Origin of the sequence: Candidatus Laterigemmans baculatus, from assembly GCF_010367455.1 — a bacterium.
Taxonomy (GTDB): domain Bacteria; phylum Planctomycetota; class Planctomycetia; order Pirellulales; family Pirellulaceae; genus Laterigemmans; species Laterigemmans baculatus.
Genome location: NZ_WRPR01000086.1, coordinates 23098 through 40859, shown reverse-complemented (window position 1 = coordinate 40859; position 17762 = coordinate 23098). Strand labels below are relative to the sequence as shown.

The window sequence follows — 17762 nt, the reverse complement described above, 5'->3', positions numbered from 1 at the left end:
CCTTCGGCTTGCCGTTAAACGACTTGATAGCCAACTGCTGGGCACTGCTGACTTTATGGCAATTCAGCGTGAGAAAGTGGCGCTGTCCAGCTAGAGATCGAGCGGAAAGCTCGTCAGCCGCTCGACCCCGTCGGCCGTGACTCGATAGTTCTCCTCCAGCCGAATGCCGGCGCGGAGCTCGTCGGCATACAGCCCCGGCTCGGCGGTAAACACATCGCCTTCCTCGAAGACTTCGTCCCAGTGGGGATTCAGATGCGGAGCCTCGTGCGGCTCCAGCCCAATCCCGTGGCCGAGGTGATGGCAGAAGCCGCCGCGCTGAAACTCGTCCAGTTGCTGCTGAGCGCGGGCGAACAATTCGCTGCAGGAAACGCCCGGCCGCACGGTCGCTTCGACCATCCGCAGGACCGCCACGATCGCCTCCCACGCCTCAAGCTGCCGATCGGTGGGGCGGCCATCGACGGCGAAGGTGCGACAGTTATCGGCGTACCACCCGCGATAGGCTGGGCCCAGATCCAGGATGAACAGCTCCCCCGCCTCGGCCGCCCGCTTTCGCGGCGGCCCTCCCGGCGCGTTGCACTGAAAGTCATTGCCGAGCGCCGTCAGCGGCTCGCCCGCCGCCGTGACCGCGGCTGACTGCAGAATATTGAACAGCTCCAGCTCGGTAATTCCCGGTTCGATCGCTTCGCGGGCGGCACGGTACATCGCGTCGGTGCAACCAATCGCGTGACGGATCATCGCCAGCTCGTCCGGTTCTTTGTGTCGCCGCAGACGCCGCAGCGTAGGCTCGAGATCGCTCGTCCGCGAAAGCTCCGAGACGCCGAGCGCTTCGAGCAGCGCGACGCCACCGCGGGAAAACTCGACAGCAACCCTGGCGGCCGCTCGGCCCCGCACGGCCGCACCGAGCGCGCTGGCGGCCACCGCCGTCCGTTCCTGCCGCAGCGTCGCATGCCACTGCGCCTCGAAGGTCACGACGCGATCGACGGCGGCCCCTTTCGGCTGTTGATTCGCCGCTGCCAAGATGCAGGTTCCATCGGCTTCGAGAGCAACCGCTGCGGGAAGTAAGCGATGCGGCACGAAACCGGTCAGATACTGGACGTGCTCCGGGGCCACGACGACCGCGCGGTCCACCCTCAGTTGTTGCATGCACTCCAGAACCCGCCGCTGCCGACGGCGTGAGCACTCCGGGTCGAGTTCCGGCTGCGAGACGAGCGCGTGCGTGCTCATCGGCGGCGATCCACCAGCGAAGGGGCGGGCGCCGCCACCGCCTCCCAGGCTCGCGACTCGGTCGAGCGGAGCGCCGCCAAATTCACCCGCAGAGTTTGCAGCCCTTCTTCGAGCGTGCACAGCGGCGGCACGCGTCCCTCGACCGCATCGAGGAAGGCGGCCGCTTGCCAGCGAAAGAGATCGTCCCGCTCGAGCGTCACCGCTGGCTCTTCCTGCCAAGGTTCTGCGGGTTGCTCGCACCACATCCAACGCCCGCGATGGATCTCAAAGCGAACCACCCCGCGCTCGCACACCACCGTGAGCGTGCCTTCGTTCGCTGGCTGGTGCTGGTTGAGGCTATAGGCGGCCATCACCTGGCGGTGCCGGGCGAGCACGTGCACGGTGTCCTCGACCTGCACCCCTTCGAGCACCAGATGGTCCGCGTCGGCCACCAATTCGGTCACCGGCCCGACCAACCACTCCGCAGCATTGATCACATGCGTCAACGCGTCTTGGATCGCTCCGCCGCCGGTGGTTCGATCGCGGTAGTAGATCTCGCGATAGGCGGGTCGATAGAAGGGAAAGTGCTGTCCGAACACGGCGACCACCTGGACTGGCTGGCCGAACCGTCCGTCCTGGATCGCCTGCCGCATTGCCCCCAGTGCCGGGTGGGCGCGATAGACATACGCGACGCCCGCCGTCACCCTTTGGGTCTCGGCCGCCGAGAGCAGCTCGTCGACTCCTTCCAATCCCACTCCGAGCGGCTTTTCGATCAGCACCGGCACTCCCGCCCGGATCAGCCGCGTCGCCATCGCGACGTGCAGATGGGCCGGCGTGCAGAGGACCGCCAGATCGGGTTCGCTGGCGCAGGCGGCGTCAAAGCTCGAAAACCGCTCCCGCAATCCATACCTCTCGGCCAGCGTCGCACAGAGCTCCTCGTTGGTGTCGCAAATGGCGACCTCCACCCGCTCGGTGTGCTGAAAACAGCGGACGTGCCGCTCGCCGATCGAACCGCCACCGATGACCAACAATCGCGGTCGTAACGTCATCAGCCTACTCCGCCTTCGGCAGCTTGAGCTGGGCTAGATAGATGCTGGTCTTGCCCTCATGCGAGCTGTAGTAGCTGACCCACAATTGACCTTCGTGATAAACCAGTCCCGGATAGCTGGTGTCGCCTCCCGAGGGCAGCTTGGCGATTTCTTCGAGCGAGGCCTCCTCCGGATCGAGCCACCACAGCCGGGTCGTCGCCCCGCCGACATAATCGCGGCCAGCGGCGACAATCCGCCCGTCGGCGAGCCGCAACATCTGCGGTCCGCCGACCCGCTTGCCAAGACCCTCCCAGCTCCACTCGGTGTAGGGCGGCTTGGAGCGACCGAGCAGTGCTTCGTTCGGCTGGCCGTCCCGCCGCAACAAGCAGAGCGCCGTATCGTCTTCGAGAAACACCATCCCGGTCTCGTTCGGATAACCGACGTCGAACAGGTTCTCGACCAGCACTTCAAAGTTGCGACCATCTTGACTCTTATAAAGCCGAGCCTTCTTCGGACCGGCCGTGGCGTACCCGACTCCATAGGCAACGCCCTTGTGCCAAGTGATTCGCCAGAGCCAAAAATCGGGATCGCCAATCTCCACCGGCTCGCTCCAATTCTCCCCGTCGTCGGAGAACCAAACCAGCGATTGATGCCGGATCTCCGAGGGCTGGTGCAGCGCCGAAGCCCCGCACAGCATCAGCTGCCCCTCGGGCGTGACCGTGATCTTGGCATCCCGCAAATCTCCGCTCTCGGAAGTGACCAGCGCGGCCGAAGTCCACTCTTTCCCATCCTTCGAACGCAACACGCGGAGCGCACCATCGGGAGAGACGTGCCCCTTGCCTTCGCGAAATACGCAGTACCACTGATCTTTGAAGCGGATCAAGTCGGTGAACGCATTGTGCGGCGCCTGGTCCCAAATCTTGCGGACCTCGACGATCTCCGCATCCGCTCCCAACGCACTGCCAGCGGCCAGCAGGAATGCCAGCGAGAGCCCCGAAAGCCATGAGAAGTGTAAACGATTCATCAGGTGCCTCAACTTAGCTGTAGGAAATATTGTCACACCGAAGCAGGACTCGGCACTCACTCAAACCGCAGGGCGTAGATATCCGCGTCGTTGAATACAAAGCGCAGCCGGACGGGCTGGTCGGCGATCTTACCCACTTCAGCGCCGCCATTCCAACGAACCTCACGCTCGATCTCGTTGCCGATGAGTTCCACCGCATCGTCGAGCGAGTAGCCGGGCAGAGGCTTGCCGCTCGCGTCCTGAATTTCCACGCGGATCCCACCGGCGGCCGAAGTGGCGAAATTCAGTAGCAGCCGATCACCGCTGAACGTCAGCGGCTTGGTGATCAGCTCGCCCCCTTCGTACGGTGCCTGAGCCGAGGCGAATCCGTCCAACCGCAACGAGTACCGGTGGAGGTGGGCGGTCGGTTGGCCGTAGTCCTGATTGACATACAGCGACATCTCGGCCGGACCGGTTTGAACTAGGTTCAGTGCCGGGTAGTTGGTTCGCGACACCCAATTGCGGACGCCGATTCCCGGCCGAATGAATGCGCCCATGAAGGTGCGATCGTAACGGGTTCCGCCGCGGGAGGTCATGAACACCGCGTCGGACGTGTCCTTGAAGTAGCGGGGATGGACATCGATCTCTTCCGCTTGCTCCTCGGAGATCACTTGGCGGCCCGGCATGAAGCGGGCGGCCGTCGAGACATAGATCTGTGGAGCACGGAAATAGGGTTGGGTTTGGTTCGTGTAGAGGTGCTGGCTCGGCTTGCTGCTGTCGGTATCGCTGTAGGTCATCATCACCGGCTCGGACCAGTGAATAAAATCGGGGGAAGTCGCCCGAGCAATCGCCCGGACGCCTTCGGGAGCCTTGCGATAGTACAGCACATACTGCTGCTCGGTTTCCGACCAAAAGGCGAGGTTCTGCGAATCGAAAACCCAGCCCGTGTCTTGGAACACCGGCTTGTCCTGCAGCTTTTTCCAGTTCACGCCATCGGCCGAGACGTAGGCGATCAGTCCGCTGCGAGCGGTCCCACCGATCGCCTTGTAGCGTTGCTCGGGGTCGGCCGCCGGATTCAGGTCGAGCATCGGGCAAAAGTTGTGCGTCACCGGTGCCGCGTCGGCCAAGATCACGTTGTTCTCTCGGGTCCCCTCGACCTCGAACAATCGCAGCTTCGGCTTGGTCCAGTGCAGGCCGTCGGTCGACTCGGCGTAGCAGGTCACCTCGCGGCTGTTCCCGTCACTGCCGGCCGTGGGAATCCCGCGGTAGTACAGCCGGAATCGATCGCCATCCCGGATGACCGTCGCGTATCCCGAAAACAGCCCCTCCCAGGGCTGGTCGAAGTCGAGCACCGGCCCTTCATCCCGCGGCCGATGCAGGACCAGGCGAACGCTCTCGAGCCGGTCAATGAGATGATGATCGACAAACAGCTCGCGCTGCGAACCGATCGCAATGGGATTGGGCGTTTCCGCTTGAACGGCTTCGCAAGGGACGAGCCCTAGTAACGCGACGGCCAGCGCCGCGATCGGCCAACTCCGCATCGAGATAGCTCCTGCTGGGGGATCGGTAGGAGAACGGGCAGATCATAGGTGCCGCTCCGACGGGTGGCAAGAATTTTCTTGACTTCGACCTGAAGCCGGTACAATCGGGGGGATCACTCGGGTCCGAATCGAGGAGACTCAGCCTTCTCGCATACGGGCCTCTGACCTGACCTCATTCAGCCTGGCCTCGGGGCTCAGCCGTCCCGCCGCCAGCCATATATGGAACGCATTTCGTTTTTCATCATTCCATGCGAGGGGAAGGTATCATGCGGTCTGATCCCAAACGCGGACGAGCCGGTTTCACACTCGTGGAACTGCTCGTGGTTATCGCCATCATCGGTGTCCTCGTGGGGCTCCTCCTGCCAGCTGTGCAAGCGGCACGCGAAGCGGCTCGACGGATGCAGTGCTCGAACAAACTGAAGCAGATCGGGATAGCGACGCACAACTACCACGACACTTTCAAGACGTTCCCCAAAAACCAGATGTGGTGGAACGGAAACTCCAACGGCGACCCGAAACAACCCCCGGCCGGCACGGCCAGCGGCATCAGCTGGCGAGCGCTGATCCTGCCGTTCATCGAACAACCCGCGCTCCACGAACAGATCAACTTCGAGCTGATGTCGACCAGCACCGTGGGAACGCCGTCGAACCTGGATATCGCTCGGATGCCGATGTCCACCTACGTCTGCCCGAGCGATCCGACCGGTGAGTTTTCTCGGACCGGCAATCAGTACCTGTGGTCCAACTGGGCGTTTCCCAACACCAGTCCCCGCGACCAACCGGTCGGCGTCACCTGCTACAAAGGGATCAACGGCAACGGCTACGACAACGTGTTCTCCGTGTCTCCCTATCCGGAAGGGATGTTTGACCGCCGCCGGGGCGCGGCGCTGCGGATGAGCGATGTGACCGACGGGACGACGAACGTGTTGTTCATCGGCGAAATTTCGCCCGAATGGTACGCCTGGCCGAGCTGGATGTCGTGGCACGCGCCGATGTCGACCCACCGCGGGCCGAACCACTCGATGCGCGTCTACGGCCGGGCCAGCAAGCGAACCGCCACCCAGCATGGTTGGATCGATGGCTTCACCGCCAGCAGCTTCCATCCGGGCGGTTGCCATTTCTTGATGGTCGACGCGAGCGTCCAGTTCCTTCCCGAAACAATCGATTTGGTGACCTATCAACAACTCGGCCACCCTCAAGATGCGCAGCCCATGGGAGGTATTCCTCAATGATCGTCGCTAAGCGAACCGTCACCCTCTTCGCGCTGCTGGGACTCGCATCCTCCAGCCTCTTTACGAGCGGATGCGGCCCCTCACGCGATCCCAACCTGCCGCCGACGGCATACGTGAGCGGACAGGTCACCTACAATGGCCAGCCGGTCAATCAGGGGACGGTGACCTTCCATCCCGACGGCGTCGGCAACCCTGGCGTCGGCCTGCTCGACGAGCAGGGTCAGTTCGAGCTTTCCACCTACGCACCCGGCGACGGGGCCGTGGTCGGCTCCCATTCGGTGACGATCGACATCCCCCCGCCGCTCGATGGAACCTCGCCGGAGGATGCCTACTCGGTCCCCAAACCCTACACCGATCCCGAGACCACGCCGCTGAAGGTCTCCGTCTCGGAAGATGGGGAAACCGAGGTGCAATTGGTGTTGGAAGACTGACGCACGATGAATGATTCCCAATGGATTGAGTCCTACCACCGCGACGGCGTGATTCGCTGTCGCGGTTGGTTTTCCGCGGACCAGCTGAGTGAGATTCGCGCCGCCTTTGAACGCTACCGGTCGGATGTCGCGCCGGAATTGCCCGATGCCGACTACACGCTCGAGAGTGATCGCACGACGGTCCGCAATTTCTGGCGGATGAACGCCCACGACCCGTTTTTCCAGAGCCTCGCCGAGCGTCCCGAACTACTCGAGCTCGTCGCTCCCCTGGTCCAGGGCGAACCGGTGCTGATGGGCGTCGAATCCTTCAACAAACCGGCCCGCGTCGGCTCGCCCGTTCCACCCCACCAGGACAACGCCTACTTCTGCCAACGGCCGCCGGACGTGCTGAGCGTCTGGATCGCGCTCGATCCGGCGACCGAAGAGAACGGTGCGGTGGAGTATTTCTTAGGCTCCCAGCACACGCTGCTGCCACACAAACCTTCGGGCGTCAAAGGGAATTCCTTCGGACTGGCCGACGCATCGGCCGCCGACCGCTTCCCCTCATTCCTCGGAACGGTCGACGCCGGCGACATGCTCGTCCATCATTGCCAGACCATCCATCAGAGCCAGCCGAATCGCTCGGCCAGCCCTCGTTTGAGTTTGGTGATCGTCTACCGGGCCGCGCACACCGAGACCGACAACGATCTGCAACAGGCTTACCGACAAGCCTTGGCTGCCACGCCGCAGAATGCCTGAACCGGAAACGAGACACACAGCCCATGCCGGCCGAGGAACCCACCATCCAGCAGTTGTTCGACTTGCAAGGAAAAGTCGCGCTGATCACCGGAGGAACCGGCTATCTCGGTTCGGCGATGGCGCGAGCGCTCGCCGAGGCCGGAGCACGGGTCGTAATCTCCAGCCGCGATCCCCAGCGAGCCGCCGCGGCGGCCGCCGAACTGCCCCCAGTCGCAGCGGGCGAACATCTCGGCGTCGAACTGGATCACATGGAGGAAGCGTCGCTCGAGCGAGGCTTCCACACCGCCGTCGAACGAGCCCAGCAAGTCGACGTCCTGGTCAACAACGGCCACGAACCGCTCGCCAATGACTGGACGACCGTGACCGGCGAGCAATTCACCCGACAGCTGGCCAACGCTACCGGCTATTTCCTGCTGGCCCGCCTGCTGCGGAACCACCTCCAGCAGCGGCAAGCCGAAAGCCAGCCACCGGTTGGGGGCAGCATCGTCTTGGTCGGTTCGATGTATGGTGTCGTCGGCTCGTACCCCGATGCGTATGCCGATCTCTGCCCGGCTAGCCCGGTCGCCTACCACGCGCTCAAAGGAGGGTTGGTGCAGATGACTCGGCACCTGGCCGCCTACTGGGCCGAGGACCGGGTCCGCGTCAATTGCCTCAGCCCTGGACCCTTTCCCCATCCCCAAGCTCCGCCTGAATTAGTCGAGCGGCTCGCGCAGAAAAGTCCCCTGCGACGAATGGGCCAGCCGCACGAACTCAAAGGAGCGATCGTGTTTCTGGCCTCCGAGGCGAGCAGCTACCTGACCGGCCAGAACCTGATCGTCGATGGCGGTTGGACCGCATGGTGACCTGCCGACGCATTATGATCAGGCCTCACCACCCGCCTGCCAGGAACTTGCCATGCCCGTATCTCCGCGTCCCCCACTGCCGCGACTCGCTTGCTACCGGCTCGTAACCCTCGTCCTCGTGGCGCTCGGCTGCCTCGGCGGCAACGGCACCGCGAGAGCTGAGGAACCGGCTCGGCGACTCGACGAGCAGGAGCGTGAGCGGCTCGTCGCAACCCTCCGCGATGCGCTGACCGAACCTCCCGCGGAAGCTTCGCCGTGGGTGCGGATCCACGCCGCCGAAGCGCTCCTCTGGCACGGCGACCGGGAACTCGTCGCCGAGGTCTTCGCCCCAACCGGCGACAACCTAGCGGGCGACAACCTAGCGGGCGACAACCTGGCGGGGGGGCTGGCCACCGACGAGCCGGAGGTTCGGATCGGCGTGTGGCGGATTCGAGCCCAGCTGGCCGATCAGCCGGCACTGCGCCAGGAGCGCTTGGAGCCGATTCGCCAAGCCCTCCGCGACCCGGCGGGTCCGGACCGCGTGCATGCCGCCGAAGCCCTCGCCAAACTCGGTGCGTCGCTGACGGGGGAGGACCGCCAAGCGGCCGAGCAGCTGGCCGACTCGCCCGATCCCGCCGTCGCCGCCTACGCGTTGTGGCTCTTGGCCGACGCCGGAGAGACCGCCGCTCGCGAGCGACTGCTGGGATTGCTCGAGGCGGAGGATCCAATCGCTCGGCTCCGCGCCGCCTTTGCAATTCGCAATCTCCAACAGCCGCCGACCGCCTCGGAACGCGCCCGAGTGGAAGCCGCCGCGGCCAGCGAACCGAACGACTCCCCGGCCAAAGTCTATTTGCTCGGCACCGCCTGGCTGCTCACGCCGCGGGGCGGGCTTGCCGCAGGAAATGAGCCTGCGGCGGAGTCGACTGCGCAGGAAGCCGATTTGGCTTCGCAGGAAGCTGACTTGGCTTCGCCGGGCCGCTCGCGGAATGGCTGGGGGGACGCGGTGCGAGCCCAGCTCACGTCGCCGGCGACGGGCGACCGCTACGCCGCCGCGATGGCGATCGGAGACGGGGGCGACTGGAGCGACGTCGACCAGCTGCGGCCGCTGCTCGAATCCGACGACGCGGATGTTCGCCTGGCCGCTGCGCACGCGATCCTCCGCATCGACCGCCGCCAGTCGCACCGGATGGTCGGACTCGACTGGGTCGTGATTGGGCTTTACATGCTGGGGATGCTGCTGGTCGGTTGGTATTACTCGCGGCAAGTGGTCACGACCGACGACTACATGCTCGGCGGCCGCGCGATGAAACCCTGGGCGGTCGGACTGTCGCTGTTCGCCACGCTGCTGAGCACGATCACCTATCTCTCCTGGCCGGGCGAGATCGTGATGCACGGTCCGATGATGCTCAGCTCGCTGCTCGCGTTTCCGTTAATCGCCTGGGTCGTCGGCTGGGGCCTGATTCCTTATTTCATGAAAATGAAGGTCACCAGCGCTTATGAGATTCTTGAGCTTCGGCTGGGATTGAGCGTGCGGCTGCTGGGCTCGATCTTCTTCCTTTCGCTACGCCTGATGTGGATGGCCGTTATTATCTATGCGACCATCAGCAAAGTCCTCGTACCGCTGATCGGGCTCGATCCCTCAGCGACCCCCTGGCTCTGTGCGCTGCTCGGCCTGATCACCGTCATCTACACTTCGCTCGGCGGTTTGCGGGCGGTCGTATTCACCGATGTCGTGCAGACAGCGATCCTCTTTGGCGGAGCGATCCTGGTGTTGATCGTTATCACCGCGGAGATGGGAGGCGTCACCGGGTGGTGGCCGACCGAATGGGCTCCGAGTTGGCAAGAGCCAAAATTCGGGTACGACCCGAGCGCCCGCGTCACGCTCTTCGGGGCGGTGCTCGCCACCTTCACCTGGTTCGTCTGCACTTCGGGTTCCGACCAGATGGCGATCCAACGCTATCTCGCGACTCGCGACGTCCGCTCGGCACGGCGGATGTTCAACATCTCGCTCCTGACCAGTTGTTCGGTCCAGCTGTTTCTCGCGATCCTCGGCTTCGCTCTGTTCGCTTACTTTCGCGAACACCGCTATATCCTCGGCGACGGGCAGACGGTCTCGTCGAACCCCGACCAGCTGTTTCCCCAGTTCATTGTGCTGGGGCTACCGGCGGGAATCAGCGGTTTGGTCGTCGCCGGCCTGCTCGCTGCGGCCATGTCGAGTCTCTCCTCGGGACTCAACTCTTCCTGCTCGGTGGTGACGGTCGACTTCATCGATCGGTTCCGCAAATCGAGCAGCGAGATCAATCACGTTCGCCGCGCAAGGATGATTTCCGCGATCATCGGTGTCGTCGTCGTGGTGCTCAGCTCCTTCGTTGGGATCGTCCAGGGAAATATGCTGGAGATCGCTTATAAGGTGGTCAACCTGTTGGTCGCACCCCTCTTCGGCTTGTTCTTTATGGCCATGTTCGTCCGCTGGGCGACGCCGCTGGGGACGATTACCGGTGCGATCGTCGGTCTGTTGGTCGCCAGTGGAATCAACTACTGGCAAGAAATCACCGGCACCCCAGGGATCAGCTTCCTCTGGTCGATGCCGCTATCTTTCCTGGCCCAGATCGCCGTGGGTATGATCGTCAGCCTGCTGCCCTTCGGTCGCCGGCCCGAGACGAAGCCGAGCGATCTGCTTGCCGACTAAGAGAGCCTCGATGACCTTCGCAGATCCCAGCGGCGTGCTGCCCGTCCTCCAAACGCCCTACCACGATGACGAACGGATCGACTACGACACCCTCGCCCGCGAAATCGATTGGCTGTTCGCCGAGGGCGTCGATGGGCTGGTGATCGCGATGGTCTCGGAAGTCTTGCGGCTGACCGAAGCGGAGCGCCGCGAGCTGGCCGAATTCGTCTGCCGCCGCGCGAGCCAGTGGAGCTCGGGCGATGGGGGGCGGGCCGATGGGGGGCGGCCGGTGGTCGTGAGCGTCGGTGCCGAGAGCTCCTTTGCCAGCTGCGAATTGGCCCGCCACGCCGAGGCGGTTGGAGCCGCCGCGGTGATGGCGATTCCACCGCTGAGCATCGCCCTTGAGGAAGATCAGCTGCGGATCTACTACGAGCGGATTCTCGAGGCGATCGCGATTCCCGTCATCGTGCAAGATGCCAGCGGGTACGTGGGCAAGCCGATGAGCATCGAGTTTCAGGCTCGCCTTCGGGAGGATTTTGGGCCGCGCGTCCAGTACAAACCAGAAGCCGCGCCGATTGGCCCGCGGCTGACCGAGTTGCTCAATGCGACTGGGGGAAAGGGCCGCGTCTTCGAAGGCTCCGGCGGCAGCGAGCTGGTCGATAGCCACCGCCGTGGCATCGTCGGAACGATGCCAGGAGCCGATCTCATCGATGCCATCGTCGCTCTCTGGAACGCTCTAGAGCGAGGCGACGCCGCGACCGCCCAGCGGATCGACGCGGCGCTCCGCCCCCTGCTCGCGCTGCAAAGTTCGCTCGATTCTTATCTGGCTGTCGAAAAGCACCTGCTGCACCGCCGCGGCATCTTCCGCAACACGCGCGTCCGCGGACCGGTCGGATTCGTGCTGGACGACGCGACCCGCGATGAGGTCGATCGCCACTTCGCCGCACTCCAGCAAACCCTTGAGGATCTCCAGTGATGATCGATGTCCACAGCCACTACTTCCGCTACCCCGACCACTTCACCGACGGCTTCCGCGAACAAGCGCGGCGGGCTCGTGCCGGCGTCGAAGTCGATCTGACGGTCCGCTTTGAAGAGTACCGAGCGAGCTGCCCGAGCGATGTCACCCACACGGTCGTCTTTGGCGGCAAGGCGAAACTGAGTGGGCTCTGGGTCGATGATCAAGACGTCGCCGATTATGTCGCCACCGAGCCCGAACAATTGATCGGCTTTCTCTCGGTCGATCCGACGCAGGAGGGCTGGCAGGACGAGTTGCGCGACGGCCACCAACGGTTGGGGCTGCGGGGGATCAAGCTTCTGCCGATGTACGCCGGGTTCTTTCCCGATGAGTCACGACTCGATCCTCTCTGGCAGTATGCAACCGAGCATCAACTGCCGGTCCTGCTTCACACCGGGACCACGTTCGTCTCCCAAGCACCGCTCGAGTGCACCTTGCCGCGACACGTTGACGCGGTCGCCCGCCGGTTTCCCGATGTCAAAATCATCATGGCCCACTTGGGGCACCCCTACGAAGGCGAATGCGTTGCGGTGATCCGCAAGCATGATCACGTCTATGCCGACATCAGTGCCCTGCATTATCGCCCCTTCCAGTTCTATCACAGCCTGATGTTGGTCCAAGAATATGGAGTCTGGCACAAGCTCCTCTTCGGTACCGACTATCCCTTCACCACGGTGAACGCCACACTCAAAACGCTCGCCGAACTCAATTCGATGTTCGCCACCAGCGATGCTTCGCGGCTCAGCACCCAAGCGATTGACGAGATGATCCACCGCGACACGCTGAGCCTCCTCGGACTCGAGCACTCATGAATTTGGAACCCTTGGAAGCCTCGCGGATTGACGACTCTTTCAAAGGAGTTCCTCCCGGGGTCCGTCCGTTCGAGCTCGGCCGCATCCGCCAATTCGAATGGAATGTGTTGGCCGAAGACCTGCCGCTCCCGGTGGCGGTCATTAAGACGAGCGCCTTGGAACACAACCGTTCCTGGATGCGACGCTTTTTGAAAGTCACGGGGGCGCAGCTGTATCCCCACGGCAAAACCACGATGAGTCCGCAGTTGTTCGCCCTGCAGCTTGAGGACGGCGCGCGGGGGATCACGCTGGCGACCGCCCATCAGTTGGCCGTCGCCCGCCGCTTTGGAGTCCACCGCGTCCTGCTGGCGAACCAGCTGATTGCACCGTCGGCGGTCGACTACATCGCCCGCGAATTGCATATCGACGAAGATTTCGAATTGCTCTGCCTGGTCGATTCGGTCGAGTCGGTCGAGATATTGGCCAGCGCGTCACGGCGGTTCGGCTTGAACCGTCCGATCGAGGTTCTCCTCGAAGTCGGAGCCGCGCGGGGTCGCTGCGGCGTTCGTTCTCTGGAGGATGCACGGCAGGTGGCTCAGGCAGTCGAGCGCGCCGGCGAAGGCCTGCAGCTGCGAGGCGTCGAGGGCTTTGAGGGAATCATTGCCGGCGGCTCCATCGAAGAGACGGAGACCGCGATCCGCAGTTACTTGGACTTCCTCTGCCAAGTCGCCACGACAGGCTGCAACGAAGGTTGGATCGACCCCCAATCGTTGCTCGTCAGCGCCGGAGGCTCGGCCTTCTTCGATCTGGTCGTCGAAGCGAGCGAGCGGCACGGGTTTGCGACTCCGCCGGAGGTGATTCTCCGCAGCGGATGCTATTTAACCCATGACTCGGTCGGCTACCGAGACCTGCACGAGCGTCTGCGAAGCCGCTGCGAACGGGCCGAAGATCTGGGCGAAGGTCTCCGCAGCTCCCTGGAGGTCTGGGCCCATGTGCAATCGCGGCCCGAACCGACGCGGGCGGTGCTCACGATGGGCCGCCGCGATTGCTCTTACGACATTCATCTCCCTCTGCTGACCCAGTGGTTCCGGCCGGGCGAACACGAGCTCCCCGAACCGATTCCCGCCGGACACCGGATCGAGGCGCTCAACGACCAGCACGCGCTCGTCGAGCTCCCACCCGACTCCCCCCTGCGCGTCGGCGACATGGTCGCCTCGGGAATCTCCCATCCCTGCACCACGTTCGATAAGTGGCAACTGATCCATCTGGTCGATGACGAATACAACGTCACCGACGCCATCCGCACGTTCTTCTAAGGGGATCTGTTCGAGCCGCAGTTGCAACCCTCGCCGCATCAATGGCAACTTGTTCGGCCGGTTCACCGCCCCCGAGACATCGAACAAGAAGACGAGGTTGCTCGCCGGCCGCGATTGGGGCAGGGCGGTTGCCGACGATCGACGCTGTGACGTTCTATTCCGCTCGCAGCCGCGCTGGCGACGAAGTCAACGCGGATTTCTGATCCACCGCGATCGCCTCTGGCTGTCGGACCCCCCGGCCCCCGACGGGCGCCGAAAAATTTTCTCTGCGATCTCCTCCCGCCAGGGTGGGTGGTGCGGAAAGAGAATCGATCGGTCCGCCGCGGCCACACCGATCCGTCGCTGCGAGGTTGCGGCAGTGGCGATGCGGGGCGCCGCAGAGCGCGCAAGGCGATCCGATCTCCCTTGCGACTCGGCTTCGGGAGCGATTCTCGCCCTCAGCTCTAAAGACGTGGGGGCCGTGTGGTGGACCGCTCCCGAGTGTCCAAGCAGGCGTCAGGCTGGGGCAACCTGCCGCGGTGGCGCGAGGCGGCTCGATGGAATGCCTGCCGGTGGCGGCGAGCGGCCGATTCCGAACTTGCTGAGGGCCATCGGTCTGCGTACAGTTCGGGCTCTCCAGTTGTTGCTCGACCACCCCAGAGTGTCTGAATTGCTCGCATTCCACCAACCACCGCCGCGAACTTTGAACAGCGTTGCGCTGTCATTGCCGCTGTCTGCGGGTGCGGGATGCGTCCAGGAGAAGCGGCTCTGCCGCTGGCGATGTTGATCGAAGCAACCGTTGAAGTGCGCCTCTGACGCGTTTCTCTCTTTGCGAACAAATCTGGCTTGCCGACCACCGCGCTGCGGGAGGTTCCGCACGCCCGATTGAACTCTCGCCTGCTGTGTACCGTTGCCAGGACCTCATTGCGGGGAAAGGATGCTCTGATGAAGCCAGCTCGGACCGATCGATCCGATTCGATCTCGCCATGGATTTCGCCGTCGCTCCGCTCGAGCCCGGGCGCGGGCTCCAGTGTGGGGCTGGCGGTACCCGGCCAAGTCGCCTGCGTGCTGCTGGTCGATGACCGGGAGCCCTTTCGCTATGCTGTCGCTGCCGAACTGCAGCGGCAGGGTGTGGAAGTGCTCACCGCCACCGGGGCTTACGACGCTTGGCGGTTGGCGCGTCACCGCCACGTCGACTTGATCGTGATCCGCGGAGACCTCCGTTCGCAGAGCGGCTGGCAGTGTGCGGCGAAGCTCTGCGGCCGACCGCCGTGGCGGGGGGTGATCCTGCATTTTGATCGCCTCAGCCACGCCGACCGGAACTGGGAATTCGCCGCCGGACTGAGCGAGCTGGTCGAGTCGCGCGGCAGATCGGAACGCGTCGTCGAGGGGGTGCTCCGCGAGTTGAACGGATCGCCCCCGGGGAGCGTAGCACCGGCCGCGAGACCGCTCTCAGTCGCAGCGCGGAGCTGAGCGCGCGGCTCCTGGTAAAACCATTGAATTGAGTTGAAGTCATGAACCGAATCAAAGGGTTGCTCCGCGAAACCTGGTGGCTGTGGACCCTCTTCTTCGTGGCCATTGTGGTCCTCAGCGCATCGGTCAGCAGCCTGTTCTTGTTCATGGCGCCGGCGCTGCTGGTCGTGTTCACCTATTTCGCTCACGTCCGTTACGACGAGCACGGCAACCCCAAGGAAGAACTGTAGGTTCTTCGCAGTCTACTCGTACCGCGAGGGCAGGGCGGTTCCGCAGAAATCACAGTAGTTGGCATCCGGGGCATGGTGCTCATTGCTGCACTGCCAGCAGTGGCGGATCGGTGCGCCCTCGGTGGGTTCGACATCCTGCGGATCATAGGGGCCATACGGGCCGCGCCCGCGGGCGGCTTCCATCTGCTGCTGCTTGAAGGAAGTGATCTCGGCACTCACAAACCCGGTCGGGACGATGATGAGACTGTAGCCGAGCAGAATCAACGCAGCGGCAACCACCTTGCCCGGCGTCGTGAGGGGCACGATGTCGCCATACCCTACCGTGGTCATGGTGACGATCGCCCAGTACATCGCCTGCGGAATCGAGCTGAACCTTGAAGGAGTCGTCAGCTCTCCCGGCTCCGGCTCGATGTATTCCAAGTGATACATCAATGTTCCACTGATCGTGATCGCGACCAGCACCACCGCGAGAAACACAATGATTTTCTCGCGTGCCCGCCAGACAGCCCACGACAGCTCATCCGCTCCCCGAAGGATCCTCCAGAGCTTGAGAATCCGAAACACCCGGAGCAACCGCACGGCTCGGATAATCGCGAACGAACGTTGCTGAGGTGCACCGTACCCGAATAACAAGGCTGGCAGGAAACTCAGCAAGTCGACCACGCCCCAAAAACTCAGCACATATCTCCAAGGGTAGCGAGAGCAATAAACGCGCAATCCATACTCGATGCAGAACAGTCCAGCGAAGATAAACTCCGCAATCTTCAACCCCAACAGCCATCCCGGCTTGCCCTGCACGTGAGGTAGCGTCTCTGTCGCAACCGCAATAATGCTTGCGAAAATCGCGATCAACAACACGATGTCAAACAGCCGACCTGCAAAGGTATCCGACTCAAAGATAATGTCGTACACCTTGCGACGGAGCCCAGGCTCGCGAGGGCGCTGGGGATAACGCGGCGGGTGAATCGCGGACAAGCCCGATGAGGAAGCCACGCTGCGCACCTCACCACAAACGCGTGACGGCGAATCCAAGAAACACGCACATCACCCCGAGCGTGTTTTGGAGCAGTAAATTAACCGCTGCGAATCCCCACTGCGATTCGCTCAGGAAACCGCTGGTCTCGAAAGCAAACGTGGAAAAAGTGGTGAACGCCCCCATGAATCCTCCGAGCACAATCGCTCGCGTTTCGTAGCTCAGCGCCATCCGCTCGTCGGCCAGAGCCCATACCAATCCAAACAAAAAGCACCCCAGCGAGTTGACGGCTAATGTCCCCCAGGGGAATCCAGCCCCACACAACCGCTGCACGAGCGTCGCGATCCCGACTCGCGCCAATGTGCCAGCCGCTCCCGCCAAAGCCAAGAGCACGATCCTCTCCCACATGGTCATGGCCTCTGGCGGCCGAGTTTTAAGCCGGCCGACTCATCCGGCACGACCACGCGGACTCGCCCCGTGCAGCCGGTGCCTTGCTCGCAGCGACCACTCGCGGCAAACAACCGGCCGTCGGGAAGCCCCACCACGCCCAACGACGCATCGAACTCATAGCGTCCTTGCATCGCGAAATCAGCGCCCGTGACGAGCAGAACCGGAGGAGATCCGTAACACCCAAACCACCACCGTCCATGGGCAAACGCGGCTGTCTGGATTCCGAGGTGTGTGTGGCCGCTCTTCACCACGTGCTTTCCCACAAACTGGAAGTCGCCGTCGTATTCGTAGACATAATTCTCATCCACCTCGGCGGGTAGCCCCCCCACGACAAAGAACCGCCCGTCGCGGAATCCGATCCCACCCGCTCCATGGAACACTTCGGGAACCCCGTGCCGCTCGACTTCCTGCAGGCTCGCCGCGTCGTAGACATAGACCCAGGAGTCCGCGTTTCCAGCGGGGTCATTGAACTTCCCAAGATTCACCGCCACGTACAATTTGCCGTCATGGTAGCACAGGTCGCCATGATGATTGGCCACCGGAATCCGCTGGATGACCTCCCCAGCGAGATTCGTCTTCACCAGCGTTGTCGTGAAACTCCAGTAGATCGATTCCTCATCAACGCACACCCCTTGCAAGTGGTGCGAGTACGTGCCTTCACAAGCCACGTCGCGGTACTGCCGCTCCCGCTCGCCGCTGCTCGGTGGGGCGCACAGCATCAGAAGGGTCAGGATGACTTTGCTCAACACGATCGGTCCTCCATTCAAGATTTGTTCGTACGCTGAAAAAAACCTGAGCCGACGGCGCTAGCCGCGGGTTCCCGAAAACACCATGAGAACCGGACGCAAGCGCGTGGCGGCTGATTTAATG

The 17762-nt window shown here is 63.2% G+C and carries 17 protein-coding genes; 10 read left to right on the top strand and 7 right to left on the bottom strand.

Annotated elements, in window-relative coordinates; translation table 11 throughout:
* Positions 1 to 90: 90 nt before the first annotated feature.
* The 4 genes from GNK13_RS16645 to GNK13_RS16630 are packed head-to-tail and all read right to left on the bottom strand — an operon-like array spanning position 91 to position 4775.
* A complete protein-coding gene (locus GNK13_RS16645; RefSeq protein WP_164103685.1) occupies positions 91 to 1224 on the bottom strand; it encodes a M24 family metallopeptidase in 1134 nt (377 codons plus the stop codon).
* Positions 1221 to 2252, bottom strand: coding sequence for a Gfo/Idh/MocA family protein (locus GNK13_RS16640; RefSeq protein WP_164103684.1), 1032 nt, complete (start codon positions 2250 to 2252; stop codon positions 1221 to 1223). Before GNK13_RS16640 ends, GNK13_RS16645 begins: the two co-directional genes overlap by 4 nt.
* Positions 2253 to 2256: 4 nt before the next feature.
* Complete coding sequence (locus GNK13_RS16635; protein WP_164103683.1) at positions 2257 to 3255, bottom strand: sialidase family protein; 999 nt, start codon at positions 3253 to 3255, stop codon at positions 2257 to 2259.
* 56 nt (positions 3256 to 3311) lie between these two features.
* Complete coding sequence (locus GNK13_RS16630; protein ID WP_235935276.1) at positions 3312 to 4775, bottom strand: hypothetical protein; 1464 nt, start codon at positions 4773 to 4775, stop codon at positions 3312 to 3314.
* Positions 4776 to 5041: 266 nt separating this feature from the next.
* Here GNK13_RS16630 and GNK13_RS16625 point away from each other — a divergent pair, with 266 nt between their 5' ends.
* From GNK13_RS16625 to GNK13_RS16580, 10 genes are all read left to right on the top strand, one after another.
* Complete coding sequence (locus GNK13_RS16625; RefSeq protein WP_164103682.1) at positions 5042 to 6007, top strand: DUF1559 domain-containing protein; 966 nt, start codon at positions 5042 to 5044, stop codon at positions 6005 to 6007.
* Positions 6004 to 6438: a hypothetical protein gene (locus GNK13_RS16620; protein WP_164103681.1), complete on the top strand. Its 435-nt coding sequence runs from the start codon at positions 6004 to 6006 to the stop codon at positions 6436 to 6438. The genes GNK13_RS16625 and GNK13_RS16620 overlap by 4 nt, the downstream gene beginning before the upstream one ends.
* Before the next feature lie 6 nt (positions 6439 to 6444).
* Positions 6445 to 7176 carry a phytanoyl-CoA dioxygenase family protein gene (locus GNK13_RS16615; RefSeq protein ID WP_164103680.1) on the top strand — a complete coding sequence of 244 codons (732 nt, stop codon included), beginning with the start codon at positions 6445 to 6447 and terminating at the stop codon, positions 7174 to 7176.
* Positions 7177 to 7199: 23 nt separating this feature from the next.
* The gene (locus GNK13_RS16610) at positions 7200 to 8018 is read left to right on the top strand and encodes an SDR family NAD(P)-dependent oxidoreductase (RefSeq protein WP_164103679.1); all 819 of its coding nucleotides are present in this window, start codon (positions 7200 to 7202) and stop codon (positions 8016 to 8018) included.
* Between the two features lie 52 nt (positions 8019 to 8070).
* Positions 8071 to 10686 carry a sodium:solute symporter family transporter gene (locus tag GNK13_RS16605; protein ID WP_164103678.1) on the top strand — a complete coding sequence of 872 codons (2616 nt, stop codon included), beginning with the start codon at positions 8071 to 8073 and terminating at the stop codon, positions 10684 to 10686.
* Positions 10687 to 10696: 10 nt separating this feature from the next.
* Positions 10697 to 11641: a dihydrodipicolinate synthase family protein gene (locus GNK13_RS16600; RefSeq protein ID WP_164103677.1), complete on the top strand. Its 945-nt coding sequence runs from the start codon at positions 10697 to 10699 to the stop codon at positions 11639 to 11641.
* Positions 11641 to 12492, top strand: a complete 852-nt coding sequence (locus GNK13_RS16595) for an amidohydrolase family protein (RefSeq protein ID WP_235935274.1) — start codon at positions 11641 to 11643, stop codon at positions 12490 to 12492. Before GNK13_RS16600 ends, GNK13_RS16595 begins: the two co-directional genes overlap by 1 nt.
* Positions 12489 to 13787 (top strand): amino acid deaminase, encoded by a 1299-nt coding sequence (locus GNK13_RS16590; RefSeq protein ID WP_164103675.1) that lies wholly within the window; start codon positions 12489 to 12491, stop codon positions 13785 to 13787. Before GNK13_RS16595 ends, GNK13_RS16590 begins: the two co-directional genes overlap by 4 nt.
* A 924-nt stretch (positions 13788 to 14711) precedes the next feature.
* Positions 14712 to 15239, top strand: a complete 528-nt coding sequence (locus tag GNK13_RS16585; protein ID WP_164103674.1) for a response regulator — start codon at positions 14712 to 14714, stop codon at positions 15237 to 15239.
* A gap of 41 nt (positions 15240 to 15280) precedes the next feature.
* The gene (locus GNK13_RS16580) at positions 15281 to 15469 is read left to right on the top strand and encodes a hypothetical protein (protein ID WP_164103673.1); all 189 of its coding nucleotides are present in this window, start codon (positions 15281 to 15283) and stop codon (positions 15467 to 15469) included.
* A 12-nt stretch (positions 15470 to 15481) separates the two neighbouring features.
* Here the strand turns inward: GNK13_RS16580 and GNK13_RS16575 are convergent, their stop codons facing one another.
* The 3 genes from GNK13_RS16575 to GNK13_RS16565 are packed head-to-tail and all read right to left on the bottom strand — an operon-like array spanning position 15482 to position 17641.
* A complete protein-coding gene (locus tag GNK13_RS16575; RefSeq protein WP_235935272.1) occupies positions 15482 to 16462 on the bottom strand; it encodes an ion transporter in 981 nt (326 codons plus the stop codon).
* Between the two features lie 10 nt (positions 16463 to 16472).
* The gene (locus tag GNK13_RS16570; RefSeq protein ID WP_203545375.1) at positions 16473 to 16856 is read right to left on the bottom strand and encodes a fluoride efflux transporter FluC; all 384 of its coding nucleotides are present in this window, start codon (positions 16854 to 16856) and stop codon (positions 16473 to 16475) included.
* Positions 16853 to 17641, bottom strand: coding sequence for a hypothetical protein (locus GNK13_RS16565; protein WP_235935271.1), 789 nt, complete (start codon positions 17639 to 17641; stop codon positions 16853 to 16855). The genes GNK13_RS16570 and GNK13_RS16565 overlap by 4 nt, the downstream gene beginning before the upstream one ends.
* Positions 17642 to 17762 lie beyond the last annotated feature (121 nt).